General features: G+C 66.4%; 14 protein-coding genes. All 14 read right to left on the bottom strand.

The window, feature by feature from the left end; translation table 11 throughout:
• The 14 genes from ACGFX9_RS26430 to ACGFX9_RS26365 all read right to left on the bottom strand — a co-directional run bounded on the left by ACGFX9_RS26430 (position 1) and on the right by ACGFX9_RS26365 (position 11,735).
• Positions 1–678, bottom strand: coding sequence for an SAF domain-containing protein (locus ACGFX9_RS26430; RefSeq protein WP_393476816.1), 678 nt, complete (start codon positions 676–678; stop codon positions 1–3).
• A gap of 31 nt (positions 679–709) precedes the next feature.
• A complete protein-coding gene (locus ACGFX9_RS26425) occupies positions 710–1,153 on the bottom strand; it encodes an ATP/GTP-binding protein (protein WP_393476814.1) in 444 nt (147 codons plus the stop codon).
• A gap of 413 nt (positions 1,154–1,566) precedes the next feature.
• Positions 1,567–1,941: a hypothetical protein gene (locus ACGFX9_RS26420; protein WP_393476811.1), complete on the bottom strand. Its 375-nt coding sequence runs from the start codon at positions 1,939–1,941 to the stop codon at positions 1,567–1,569.
• 1,227 nt (positions 1,942–3,168) lie between these two features.
• On the bottom strand, positions 3,169–3,777 hold the full coding sequence (locus ACGFX9_RS26415; RefSeq protein ID WP_393476808.1) for a hypothetical protein: 609 nt from the start codon (positions 3,775–3,777) through the stop codon (positions 3,169–3,171).
• A 682-nt stretch (positions 3,778–4,459) separates the two neighbouring features.
• Positions 4,460–5,263 carry a 3-deoxy-manno-octulosonate cytidylyltransferase gene (locus ACGFX9_RS26410; RefSeq protein ID WP_393476806.1) on the bottom strand — a complete coding sequence of 268 codons (804 nt, stop codon included), beginning with the start codon at positions 5,261–5,263 and terminating at the stop codon, positions 4,460–4,462.
• Between the two features lie 35 nt (positions 5,264–5,298).
• On the bottom strand, positions 5,299–5,709 hold the full coding sequence (locus ACGFX9_RS26405) for an NUDIX domain-containing protein (protein WP_393476803.1): 411 nt from the start codon (positions 5,707–5,709) through the stop codon (positions 5,299–5,301).
• A gap of 145 nt (positions 5,710–5,854) precedes the next feature.
• Positions 5,855–6,976, bottom strand: coding sequence for an adenosylhomocysteinase (locus ACGFX9_RS26400; RefSeq protein WP_393476800.1), 1,122 nt, complete (start codon positions 6,974–6,976; stop codon positions 5,855–5,857).
• A 27-nt stretch (positions 6,977–7,003) separates the two neighbouring features.
• Positions 7,004–8,002 (bottom strand): NAD-dependent epimerase/dehydratase family protein, encoded by a 999-nt coding sequence (locus tag ACGFX9_RS26395; RefSeq protein WP_393476797.1) that lies wholly within the window; start codon positions 8,000–8,002, stop codon positions 7,004–7,006.
• Between the two features lie 213 nt (positions 8,003–8,215).
• A complete protein-coding gene (locus ACGFX9_RS26390; RefSeq protein ID WP_393476794.1) occupies positions 8,216–8,497 on the bottom strand; it encodes a hypothetical protein in 282 nt (93 codons plus the stop codon).
• Entirely contained in the window at positions 8,494–9,111 is a 618-nt protein-coding gene (locus tag ACGFX9_RS26385) for a histidine phosphatase family protein (RefSeq protein ID WP_393477533.1), read from the bottom strand. Before ACGFX9_RS26385 ends, ACGFX9_RS26390 begins: the two co-directional genes overlap by 4 nt.
• A 20-nt stretch (positions 9,112–9,131) precedes the next feature.
• A complete protein-coding gene (locus ACGFX9_RS26380; RefSeq protein ID WP_393476791.1) occupies positions 9,132–9,896 on the bottom strand; it encodes a phosphotransferase in 765 nt (254 codons plus the stop codon).
• On the bottom strand, positions 9,893–10,738 hold the full coding sequence (locus ACGFX9_RS26375) for a class I SAM-dependent methyltransferase (protein ID WP_393476788.1): 846 nt from the start codon (positions 10,736–10,738) through the stop codon (positions 9,893–9,895). Before ACGFX9_RS26375 ends, ACGFX9_RS26380 begins: the two co-directional genes overlap by 4 nt.
• 31 nt (positions 10,739–10,769) lie before the next feature.
• Positions 10,770–11,282, bottom strand: a complete 513-nt coding sequence (locus tag ACGFX9_RS26370; RefSeq protein WP_393476786.1) for a topology modulation protein — start codon at positions 11,280–11,282, stop codon at positions 10,770–10,772.
• Between the two features lie 96 nt (positions 11,283–11,378).
• Positions 11,379–11,735, bottom strand: coding sequence for a hypothetical protein (locus tag ACGFX9_RS26365; protein ID WP_393476783.1), 357 nt, complete (start codon positions 11,733–11,735; stop codon positions 11,379–11,381).
• Positions 11,736–12,281: the final 546 nt, after the last annotated feature.

The raw sequence follows: 12,281 nt of genomic DNA, 5'->3' as shown, positions 1-12,281 counted from the left end.
TCAACCCTCGGCCTTCAGCACGATCGCCACCCGGCCCGCACTCGCATCCGAAGCCACAACGCCACTCTTGGCATCCGGCACAGCGGTCTGCACGACCACATCACCGCTGCTGGAGGGCGCACCGATCCTGACCACGCGACCGCCGACCTCGGTGAGCTCAGACTGCTCCTTACCGGCGACGTCGCCCTCCTTGGGGCGGGTCACCAGGCTGACGGTGGCGCCGGGACGCAGCGCATCAACCGGCGCCATGCCTCGCTTCACCTCGACAGCCACCAGCGCCTCGCCCGGCCGAAGCCCACCCCTGCCAGTGAGCTGACGGGCCGTGAGCAGCGATCCCTCCGACAGGGCGGCCGAAGCCCGCCGACCCACGATCGCGTTCTTCTTGGCGGCCGCCACAGGCTTGAGCCCGGGATCGTCCGGCAGCGCGACAACCCGCAGATCCTCGCCAGTGATCTTCTGCCCGGCGGGTACGTCGCGGGTCAGTGCCAGCACGTCGGAGCGCTCACCCGAGGCGTTCAACAGACCGGCGAAGCCGATCGCCCCGGCCAGCACCATCACCGCGCCGATCACCATGAAGGAGCGGCGCCGGCGGCGCGGCGGCTCCGGGTCGATGATGTCCAGGTCCGGGCGCATTACGTCCCCGACCGGCGGGCCGGGCACCGTTGCCCTGTTCTTCATAGTGCTCTTCAACACGTGCGTGCCATCCCGCCTAGTCGAGGACTCTCATCTCGCCCACGGACACCTCAAAGCCGCTCTCGCGTACCTCGGTGAACGCGCCTTCCTCACCGCCGCCACCGGTGACCTGCCAGTCCACCGCCCACGTCGCGGTCGCGGTCCCCTTGAAGCGGCCGTCCGCCTGCTCCTTGGACGAAGTCCGGTAGAAGTGACCGCAGTCAGGAGACTTGGCCATGCCGTAGGAGGCCTTGTACTTCGTCCCCGCGCCCTGACAGGCGACCGTCTTCCCGTCACCCATCGACCAGCGGATCGAGGACACCTTCGCCGTCGCCGACACCGTGACCCCAGCAAGCGTCGCCGAGGCGGTATTGGGGCCGAACGTGGTGGTGGAGGGATCCACCCACATCCACATCGGTACACCCACCGTGTACTTACCCGCCGCACGCGGACTAGCGATCTTCGGCCCGGTCAGCAACATGCTGTCCACCGCCTCCCGCGCGAGGACACGAGGATCGACCTTTGGAGCGGGCGTGGTATCCGACCAAAACGTCTGGAACGGGGGCAACGCACCGATGCCACCCATGGCGCCGCCTACCACGGCGCCAATACAGATCCGCGTGTAGATGGCGCCATCGCCGGGCTTGTGACCAGCCCATACGTCACTGGACGCGGGAGGCTGCGGGTCCATCCTCTTGACTATGCAGTCGGTGTGGAGGGGCTTCTTCCCTGGCTTGCCACGCTCCCCCGGCCTCCCGCCCGAGCCCGGTTCCTTGGTGCTGCCGTCTACGTCGCAGAAAACGAAGGAGGAAATGGGGGAGCAGCCCGTCTCTGGCGGCCTGGCGACGGCAGGCGCTGACAACGTCCCCGCCGCCAGGGCGGCACTCGCCGTGATCAGCAAGCCTTTCGTTGTGGAGACACGTCGAGAATCATCCACTTCTTCCCCCAGCGCTCGGCTTTGACGGTGACGAAATAGCGCTTGACGCGCTTTTTAGGCAGAGGCAACGCCTTGCCGGTCTTGCGGTACTCGTAGGTCCAGTAAGTGGTGTCCATGCAGTCACGAAGCTTGGCGCGGGGCACCTTGCGGTCAAGCTCGATGCTCTGGACCTCGGAATCGTGAGTCGGTTCACCGACGGCCACAATGCCCTTGGCCTTCAGGCCCATGACGTCGCTCTCGGCACGCGCCACGGCATTCGCCGTGGCGTACTTATTGAGATCGGTCCCTTTGGTGTCGGCCTTCGCGTACGCCTTGACCTGCTCGTCCCACATGCGTTCGTACACCTTTAGGACCGCCCGCTTGTCCTTGGCCTGAGGGTTCGCGCTCGCGCTCGTCTTGGTCTCGGCTGTCTTGCTGGGAGGCGCAGAGGAATTGCTGGTATCCGCGTCGGAGTCGCTACTGCACGCGGTGAGGGAACCGGCTGTGCACAGGGCCCAGAGCAGAGTCGCTGTCTGGAGATTTTTCCTCGTGCGAACGTCGGGATATGCCTGCTGATCTGCTGCTCGTCTCACTGTGTCTCCCCGTACGGCATGATGAGGGCCGTTAGCTCCCATGGCTGAGATCAGCGCACGTGGGGAGCATGCGGCTGGTGCGAGCTGCGGTGATGGGTTTGCGTAGCGGTCACACTATGACGCCGTCTGCCCGGCGGTCACGCTGTTCTCTGCTGTTCTGTAGGGCAGTTGACGGTATTCGGTCACAACGTGTCAGGGTCAGGGCTTAGTTGGCGTCTGTAATGGGTTCGGCCAGTGTGAGGGCGGAAGCTTGGTGCAGTGCAAATGCGAACGTCGAAGCGGAGCGAATCCGGAGCGCTGTGAGTCCTGCTGCAGTGGCTTGGTGTCCACGCTCGGGTGGTGGTGCGTGAGACCCGTGCAGAGCGTGGCGACCTGTCGATAGGCCGACGAGCGGACGGCGGTTGGACAGATGAGTTGGACGCACCCAGTGATCTGCCGGTGGTGGAAGGAGTGGGCCGATGCATACGGCCAGGCAAAATTTGCCTGTTCAGGGGAGAGCAGTGGGAGGATTTCGGGTCGTCGCGGTGCGATTCTGGTGCTGCAGTTCCCGTGAGGACCTGCCTACTCCATGCCGACCGAGGGCAGGAGGGGCGCGTTGTCTTCGTGCTGGGGAGCCGAGGCCTGACGTTGTGGAGTCAGGGGCCGGCTTCGCTCTCGTGGTGAGTGGGGGAGCGTGCGTAGGGGGTAGAAAGCGGAAGCTCGAGTTGCTGCCCTACGGAGTGCGGGAGCTTCTCGTTCGGTGGGCCGGGGTGATCGTTGTGGCACCGGTTGGCCTGGGCCCGATGCGTTGATTTGTGCGGAAAGGCAGTAGCTACCGCAGTGAGTTGGGCGCGAAATATGGCGCAAATCTGATGTGCGCGAGGCGTGTAGCCTCCACTGAAAGCTGTTGAGCGCGGAGATCATGGGCGCCGCCACCTTCGGGCAAATCGTCGTGTGGTGCGAGCAGTAGCCCAAGCGCCCGCTTGGCGGTGGCTGTAGAGGTGATGGCTACGCGGCCTCAGACTTGTACCGCCAAACGGCATGCTCCAGCCCACCTCTGTCGTGGCCGAGAAGTGCGGCGGCCTCCTCGTACACTGCGCGCAGCTGTTCGTAGCGAAGATCGGGAACACCGGCATCGGCGGCGAAGGTGCGTAGATGAACGTCGACGGCGACCTGCGAACGGCCCACAAGGTTGCCGATGTAGTCGATGCTCTTCGGCCCTACCCCCTTCACACTTCGCAGAGTGGCGCGATTGGTCTGGTGGTCGAGCCATGTGTGGAGATCGTCGGGAGTATCGATTCCGTTCACGGCCAGGAGGTCGGTGATGGCGTGGGCCGTCGCGACCTTTTGCGCGTGGTTGAACTTCATGGCGACGGCAAGATCTTCCGTGGCGAGTCGACCTTGAAACCCGCGGACTGTTCTCGCGTCCGGCCAGCGCCCTTGCAGCCGAAGGAGCCGCGGCCGGAGGGTCGCCTCATAGTTGCACCGGGGCTGGAAGCTGACGTCGCAGATGACAGCACCCATGTGCGTCCATCCGCCGGGCTGGGGAAACGGACCGCCACCGAGGAGATACTGAACGTGGCTGGCAAGTCGTTGGGCAAGGCTGGGGACGGTCATGGACCAATGATGACGCTCTGGTCTGACGATCCGGACGGAAGCACACCCTCGAACAGTTGGGTACTGGAGCGTCATCAGACCGCACGGTGCGGCTGGCCAGCCGAATACTCCAGGTGGGGGAGTTATGCGGCCCGGCGCCCGCCCGCCTTGCCGCTGCTGGCCGTGCCCATCTCCCGTAGCACCGCACTGCGCCGTCTATGGTGCCTGCTAGTACCCAAGGATGTTGCCGACGATCGAAGAGTGCATCATCCCGCTCGCCGTTCTCAGCCGGTGGAGTGTGGGCAGCCGATGACGGCGGAGCGACCGGCCGACGCGTCCAGAGCTGCGTTGGCGGCTTGTTGAGGTAGAGCCACTTGAAGTAGATCAGCGCCAGACGCACCCACCAGGTGGGCGGCCTGTTGCCGGGGATGGTCATCTGAGGGCCGTGCCGGCAGGCCACCGCACGGAACACGTTGGATCGCGGGTGGCGGTCCCCTCTGGGCCGCGGCGCAACTCCTCATGGGTGTTGGCCCGGACGACAGACTGACGCCGAGGGCGGGAGCCAGCCGGAGTCGATGGGGATAGTCCCCGCAGTGGTAGCCGCGTGAATACAGGGTGGCGCCGCTTCGTCCCCGTGTCGGAGGTTGCGGGCGCAGGGAATGATGGCCCGTCAGGCGGCAGGGCCGTGCTGATACGGCCGAGGTCAGCCGAGGGCTATGGGAGGCGCGAGTTGCGAGTGTAAGGCTGTGCGGTCGGAGAGCATCGCGGCGGCGCGAGCGAGGTCCTCCCGGGTGTCGACGGCGATGCCGTTGTCGGACACGGGCAGCATCTGAACTCGGTGACCGTGCTCGATGAGCCGCAGCATTTCGATACCCTCGGCCCGTTCTAGAAGGCCCTGCGGAAGCCGTCGGAAGCTTTCGAGGGCCGCACGCGTGAAGCCATACAGACCGAGCTGTCGCAAGAAGGACGGCCTGCTGCTGCGGGGGTAGGGGATGGGTTGACGGGAGAACATCAGTGCTTGGCGGTCGGAGCCGACGACGACCTTGACGACGTTGTGGTCGAGGACGGCTGCGGTGTCATGCAGCTCCGCGTACGCGTTGACCGCCCAGGTCTTGCTGTCCAACGTGGCGAGTGCCCCGGATAGGGCGTCGATGGCGGACGGTTCGATGAAGGGTTCGTCGCCCTGGACGTTGATGTATGCGTCCGCGTGTAGCCGTTCCGCGCACTCGGCGACGCGGTCGGTCCCGGTGGGGTGCTCGCCGGTCCGTACGCAGTCGATGCCCAGCTCGTGGCACGCGGCCTCGATGCGCTCGTCGTCCGTCGCCACTACGACGTTGTCCAGGCGTTTGGCTTCCAGGCAGCGCTGGTGAACGTGCCAGAGCAGCGGCTTGTCGCCCAAGCGGGCCAGGGGCTTGCCCGGGAAGCGTGAGGCTCCCCACCGGCAGGGGATGACGGCTATGTGCCGGCGCCCCGGTGGTTTTGGTGATGAGGCTGAGTTGGCGGCCACGGAAGTCTCCTTGCTGGCGGCTTGGGTGATGGAGGTCAGGGGAGAAGGGCGTGTTTGGCACGGACTGTGGGCGAGGCGGCGTGGGGAAATAGGCGCCATTCGTAGTCGCCCACTTTCTTGGTCTGCAATGTCAGTGCGTGGTCCGAACGGAGGCTGTAGATCCAGCGGAAATCGACGTGCTGGTGTTCTGGCTCGCTCTTGGATGGGTTGGCGTCGATGCCGTGTACGTCGATGTCGAGGCGGACGTCTGTGAATTCGGGAAGCGCGCGACGGCGCCGCGGCGGGACGCCCGTTTCCTCGTGGAGTTCACGCAGTGCCGCAGTGGGGAAGGTCGGCATCACCGTTTCGTTGTGGCCCCCCAGGAGCGAGAGCTTTCCCAGGTACCTTGTGGTGGATGTGGAGGACCCTCCTGTCGCGGTCGAAGAGGATGGCGCTGCAGGTCGCATGGGCGGCGAACGTCTTGCGGCTGGTGGGGTCGTCGCCTCCGGCGAGTGCGGCGAAGAGCGGCGCCAGTCCGTCGCGCTCGTGCGGGTAGCGGGCGAGGTACGTCTCGGTGACGCACGGATGTGCTGCGCGGAGGGGGCACGGGAATCACCCTTCGAAGTGGTCGAGCCAGGTTCTGGCGATGGTGTGACGGTCGGATGCCGCCATTTCGTGCATGCCCGGCTCGAATCGGCCGTGGCTGAGTGCTGCTGTGGCGGCGAGGATTTCGCCCTGCACGAGGTGGATGTACGAGCCGACGGCGGCGCCGTGCAGAAAGTTGACCGCGCCGCCGTCGGCGAGCACGAAGAAGTAATGTCCGGTGATTTCATACCGGGTCAACTGCGGGTTTATGGCGGAGCGTTGATAGAGGCTGTGGAGGCCTTCGAGTTCGAGTTCGTCCTCAGAGGATGTGACCGATCCGAGATACGCGCCGTTGCGCAGGGCAGCGAAGTCGCCCTGCTGGAGGGCGAGGTTGCCGGTCGCGCACAGGACGAGTTCCGCCTCGCGCACCGCGTCCGCGGCGGACCCGCAGGTACGAAAGCCCAGCGAGTGCGCCTGCACCTGCCTGACCGGGTCTTTGTCGTACACCGTGACGCGAAGGTCCAGCGCGCGCAGCGTCTGCGCGATGGAGCGTCCGACTTTTCCGAATCCGATGACACAGGCGTTGCGGCTGGTCAGGATGTCTCCGCGTCCGCGGACGAGAGCTTCGGTGGAGAAGACGATCGAGCGGCCCACGAGGTGGTCCTCGCAGTCCTTGAGCGGAGAGCGCGCTACGGAGATGACCGGGCACGGCAGGTTTCCCAGTGCGGCGTACCGCTGGTGGCCGTTCTCGGTGTCCTCTACGACGCCGAGAACCCGGCCCGAGAACTTTCCTACGAGCGTGTCGAGGCTCTTCGCGAAATAGCCGCCGATGTCGAGCAGGATGACGTCCTTCCCGCCGACGGCGTCCTCGAGGTAGTGCAGCGCCCGGCTGGCATCGGAGAACAGCGCCCGGGTCAGGTCGTGGACGGTAAAGGCGCTGCGGACCTCATCCAGCGTGGGCTGATGGATAGACCGGGGCTTCGGCAGCACGGCGCCGACGGTGGACACCTTGGCCATGGCGTGAAGGAACGCCGGCCGCTCGGAGAGCAGGTGAGTGATGACCAAAGTGGTGGCCGGGCTGCCGGCGGGAAACTGCTGCGCGATGCTCTGGAAGAACGCGTCCAGGCGTGCTCGTTCAGGGCTCTCCATCGTCTACTCCTGACGGGGTTCGGGCGGTTATGCCGCCCGGCTGAGTGACGGGTGCTGAGAGGCCAGGACCTCCATATGGGCGCGCATCCCGCTGTGGAGGCCGACGCGAGGCTGCCACCCGAGGGCCTCGTGGGCGCGGCCGAGGTCGGCCCGGGTGGTGATGACGTCTCCGCTGCGTGCGAGGTCGCGGTCGAGTTGGATGTCGCGGCCGACCAGGCTGCTGGCGATGTTGATGACCTCCAGCAGTGAGGCAGTGGCGCCGCCGCCCACATTGACCGGGCCGTGGGCTGTGGGGATGACCCCGGCTGCGATGGTGGCGGTGACCGCGTCTTCGATGTAGGTGAAGTCCCGGCGCTGGTGGCCGTCCCCGTACAGCCGCAGCCGCTGCCCGGTCAGCGCGGCCTGAAGTGCGCGATGGATGAACATGTCGGATCGCTGCCGCGGACCGTAGACGGTGAAGTATCGCAGCGCGACGACGCTGGGCCCTCCACGCTTCCCGGCATGCGCGAGGCACAGCTGTTCCTCGGCCAGTTTGGTCACTGCATAAGGCGATGCGGGCTGCGGGCGATCGGTCTCGACGCTGGCAGCGCCGTCGGTGGACCCGTACACGCTGGAGGACGAAGCCACGACCACTCGCGGGAGACCAATACGGGCGCAGGCTTCCAGGACCCGGTGCGTAGCCAGGACGTTGGAGGCGAGGTAGTCCCCGAATCGCGGCCCCCAGGAGGAGCGCACCCCTGGGACTCCGGCGAGATGGAAGAGCACGTCTGCGTCGATCAGCATGGGCTCGATCGGGCAGTCGAGCAGGTCGGCGGTGACGTGCACGTATTCGGGCCGGTCACGCAGTTCAGCGAGGTTGGCGCTGGCTACGGCTTCGGTGCCGGGGTCGCGCCGGTCGACGCCGACGACCCTGGCGCCGCCCCGAACGAGTGCGTGGGAGAGATGGGATCCGATAAAGCCGGCGGATCCCGTGACGACGACCCTGCGCAGGGCGAAGGCGGGGTGTTCAGCCGTGTGCTGGGACACGTGATTCTCCAGAGGATGAGAGGGCGCTCAGGTGAGCCGGGCCAGGACGGTCCGACGGCGCGTGAGGAGTGCGGGGTCGTTCTCGTTGTGGCCCTTGACCAGGGCTGTGGCGGCCTCGATCGCGGCGCAGGAGTCCATGAGGCGCTGTTCAGTTTCGTTGAGGCTCTGCCCGTATCCGGCGAAGGAGGCGGTCCGTAACCTCGGAGCCGCCTGTCAGCGTCGGAACTCGAGCCGGGCGAAGTCGCGGACGCGGCTGTCCCGGCGCATGCGCTCGAAGCCGCAGGCGCCGAACACGTCGCCGACCAGCCAGTTGCGCGTCTGGTAGTCGAGGTGGCAGACCGTGCTGTCCATGCGGCTGGGGTCCAGGATGTCGGCGTGCCAGTCGAGCGTCCCGTTTTCGGACCGCGGTGAGAGTTGTGTGTCGGGCACGGTCTGGTCTGTGCCGAGAGCGTGGCGGGCCAACTGGATCCGCGGGTCGTCTGAGGTGGCGATCACGGGGTCGGCTTCGGCGTGAGGAGGCTGAGGCGCGCAGTCTCGTTGTGTCGACCGAGCATCCAGCGGATCTGGTGCTGGCGATTGCGGTGGTGCTGGAGGCGCGGTTGTGCATGAATCTGGCAGGTGAGCCGATGGGGGTGTCCAGGGGCAGGGTGTGCGCCGTGATCACGGTCTCTCCGTGGGCGGCGAAGACGACGTGCTTCCCCTCGTTCTCCTCGATGGGCTGACTCAGGTTCTGGCTGGCGCGTTTGAGGTAGCCGTTCCAGGTGTCGGAGCCGGGGGCCCAGGGAGTGTCGGGGCGCGCGTGCGGGCCGCCGTTGGCGGTCTTCACCGCATCCCAGGGCTTGCCCGTCAGCGTCGCCGTGGACAGGGCCGTCGAGTCGCTCGTCGACGTGCAGCGGCATCTGGAGCCTCTGGGCGATGATCTCGCCGGTCTGGGCGAGGCGGATGCGCGGGCTGGCGTAGATCACATCGAAGGGCTTCTTCAGATGCCCGGCGGCCAGGTGGCGTGCTGTCTGTTCGGCCTGGGCGTATCCGGGATTGGTCAGTCCGGTGCAGGTACGAGGGCCTCCGAGGGGGCCGTCGGTATTGCACTGGGCTGGGCCGTGCCGCACGAAGACGAGTTCGGTGGTGATCACGAGGCTCCTTGAACGCGGCGACGGATGTGGGCGGGCCAGCTGTGGTTGTAGCCGTTGCGGCCGAGGTAGGGCGCGGTGAGCAGGGCGTGCAGCACCAGGAAGTCGTCCAGACGTTCTCGGTCGGTGGTGCCCAGCCGTGGGTCGTGCCGGCGGAGCGCCTGGTTGTAGGCATCGCATGCGTCGTCGATCGCTTCGCTCGTGAGGAGGCCGTAGGTAAGCAGAAGCGTGGCGATCAGCTTCCCGAGGTCGTAGCCCATGGGTGCGAGGCTGAGGTCGTCGGTATCGACCGTGAAGATGTCACCGGCCGCGGTGACGATGAAGTTTCGCGGGTTGCTGTCCTTGTAGAAGGCGCAGGGGCCCGAGGCGGTCTTTTCCAGTAGATCCAGCATGGTGTGCAGGGCGGTTCTGTTGGGCAAATGACCCTGACCCAAACGGCGTTGGAGCGCTTTCCGGCGAGGGCCGAGATAGTCGGCGAAGACGGTGCCGTCCTGAAAGCGGTGCGGGGTGTGCAGAGTCGCGGTGGCCAGGTCCGTGCTCCAGGCGGCGCCGTGGGCGTCCCCCATCATTGCGGCCACGCGCGGAAGGTCGTCCGGGCGGACGGGCCTACCGGTGATCCGCTCGAAGGTGAGGCTCAGAGGGCCGCTGACACCGAGTCCTGGCTGCCGCAGCGGCTTGGCGTGCTGGGCCAGCCACCGGTAGTGGCGGAGGGCAGCTGAGGTGCGCTCCGGCTCGGCATAGTGCTTGGTGAACTGGCCGATCACCTTCTCCTCCCCTTCTGCCGCGCGACGACGAAGGTGATGAGCGAGCGTGTGGACAGCGGACAGTCGGGCAAAGACTCGTGCAGGGTTTTGGCGATGGTCTCTGGGTCGCCGTACAGGCCAGGCCCGAACTCGTATTTGGGGTTCGTCGCCAGGTACTGCGCCACGTGATCGTGACCGTCGAAGGTGAAGGTGTGCTCCTCCTCCTGGACGGCGATCACGTCGAGCGATGTGGCGGCCAGGTCAGGGAGGTTGCCGCTGTGAGCGGTGGCGTAGAGGCTTTCGTGCTGGGGCGCGCGGATGTCCAACCCGGCGTCGGCGACCAGCTGGTCCATCTCTCGGTAGCTGTCGATCCCCTTCGTCACGAGCACGGCCAGGCCGCTCGGCGTCAGGACTCGAGCGATCTGTGCGGAAACGTCCTGTGGGCGCGGGGAGTGGTAGAGGCAGAACGCTGCGACCGTCGCGTCGCACGTACCGGCGCCCAGGGGGAGGTCGTGGAAGTCACCTTCGATAAAATCCACTCGGGCGCCGGCAGGATTCTGGTTCCGCTTACGCGCCTGTGCGAGCAAGGAGGCGGCAGCATCCAGTCCGATGATGTGTCGCGCACTCAGACACTTCCCGAACACCAGCGTGCTCGTACCGCGGCCACACCCGATGTCGAGCACGATGCCCAGCCGGTCGAAATGCTCGTGATAGGCGCGCAGCAGGTCGACAACCGCTTCCGGCACGGGCCACCCCGACGCCTTCGCCCGCATCAAGGCGCCGGTCCGGCCGGCCAGCCGGGACGCATGCCGGTACAGCTCCTCGCGCCTGGCGGGATCCAAGAACGGGTTGGCCTCGCTCACAGGGCGCCCCCCTTCCGGGAGCGCGGGGCGGTCAGAACTGCTCGGAGGCGACCTTCCGTAGCCAGTCGCGCGTCTGGCGCCGGTTGGCCAGCAGGACCACGTCGGCCCGGCCGGCGGCGAACTCCTCGATCTTGGCCATCACACGGGGGCGCATCTTGCGGCGGTACGTCGCGACGTACTTGATCACACCCCAGTGGATGCGGTTGTGTACTCCGTTGCCCTTGTGCCCGGTCCCGTGCCGGAGCTGGCGGGAGATGACCCCGTAGAGCGCGGCCACCGTCGACACGTCCATCAGGACCACGGTGTCGCAGGCTTCCAGCCGAACCTGCAGTGTCGAGTTGTAGTTGCCGTCGATCACCCACTGCGGCTGCGAGACCAGCTCGTGCTGTAGGGCGGTGAATTTGTCCATGGGCAGCGCGTTCCACTCGTCGTCGTAGAACGCGGCATCCAGGTGGGTCACCGGGGCGTCGAGGATGCTGCCCAGTTCGCGGGCCACGTGGGATTTGCCGCTGCCTCCGCAGCCGACGATGGCGACCTTCTTCATGGTGCTCCAGCGTAGAGAGGTTCGGGTGTCCGGCGGGGCTTGCCCCCGGAACACGTTCGGATGATCCAGGTGTCTTGGTCTGTCGGATGGTCTGCATCAGGCGGCACCCCGCTTGGTAGCGGTGGGCCGGACGAGCTGGTGCAGGACGGATTCCAAGGCGTCGACCTGCCCGCTCAGGCCGAACAGACGCAGACGGTCCAGGCACGCGGCGATCAGGTCCACGTGCCGCTGGGTGCCAGCCATCGAGCGAAGGAGGGAGAGCCGCTCGATCACCTCGCGGCCGGAGCGCACGATCAGCTCGTCCGGGACGAAGCGCTCGACGAAGCGGATGTTCGCTGGGGCGAGGGGAAGGCACCCCGCGAGTACGGCTTCGAAGATGCGCTGCGTCATCTGTCCGGCGGTGGCGTACCGCTTCGGCAGCATGAGAACGGTGGCCAGCGATCGGCTGTACACGTGCTGACTCTCGTATCTCCGCCGTAGACGATTCTCATTACGATGCCGTTCGAGGTGGCTCCCTAGCCTGCAGGAAGCGGGGGAGACGCGAGGTTGCTTCCGGCATTACATGAGAATCACGGATGCAAGCTCATGAGAATCACCTGTTCATTCCACTGAGAATCCCAATACGAAGACGGGTGCGACCTGCTACTTCACGGGGCAGGTGATCAGTGAGGTGGCCTCGGCGGGGTGGCGGTGATTCATGGGCCCGCGAGGGAGCGCCGTTACGCCGCTCGCACGGACGTTACCTGTGCTCCAGCCACGATGGGCAACAGCACGGGTCACTCCCGCTTGCGCGGGCTCTGCACCCGTCTGTTGGGTGCGGAACAGCTTTTGAACGCGCTCATTGCGTGCTCTACCTGTGCCTTGACTCCGAGGTCTGGCTTCACCGGCGGGTCACTCCCGCTCGCGCGGGCTTCACGGCGTGAGCGTGGCCGGCGCAGAGATCGACAACGAGTCACTCCCGCTCGCGCGGGCTTCACGGCACGCGCCTGCCGCTTGCTG

It is taken from the genome of Streptomyces sp. NPDC048436 (assembly GCF_043200355.1).
In the GTDB taxonomy this organism is placed as follows: domain Bacteria; phylum Actinomycetota; class Actinomycetes; order Streptomycetales; family Streptomycetaceae; genus Streptomyces.
This window is presented reverse-complemented; position numbering and strand designations above follow the sequence as displayed.

Excerpts from the sequence above, each read along its gene's own strand:
- ACGFX9_RS26430 (WP_393476816.1), bottom strand. The coding sequence starts at position 678 with ATGAAGAACAGGGCAACGGTGCCCGGCCCGCCGGTCGGGGACGTAATG.
- ACGFX9_RS26425 (WP_393476814.1), bottom strand. The coding sequence starts at position 1,153 with ATGTTGCTGACCGGGCCGAAGATCGCTAGTCCGCGTGCGGCGGGTAAG.
- ACGFX9_RS26420 (WP_393476811.1), bottom strand. The coding sequence starts at position 1,941 with ATGTGGGACGAGCAGGTCAAGGCGTACGCGAAGGCCGACACCAAAGGG.
- ACGFX9_RS26415 (WP_393476808.1), bottom strand. The coding sequence starts at position 3,777 with ATGACCGTCCCCAGCCTTGCCCAACGACTTGCCAGCCACGTTCAGTAT.
- ACGFX9_RS26405 (WP_393476803.1), bottom strand. The coding sequence starts at position 5,709 with ATGCGACCTGCAGCGCCATCCTCTTCGACCGCGACAGGAGGGTCCTCC.
- ACGFX9_RS26400 (WP_393476800.1), bottom strand. The coding sequence starts at position 6,976 with ATGGAGAGCCCTGAACGAGCACGCCTGGACGCGTTCTTCCAGAGCATC.
- ACGFX9_RS26370 (WP_393476786.1), bottom strand. The coding sequence starts at position 11,282 with ATGAAGAAGGTCGCCATCGTCGGCTGCGGAGGCAGCGGCAAATCCCAC.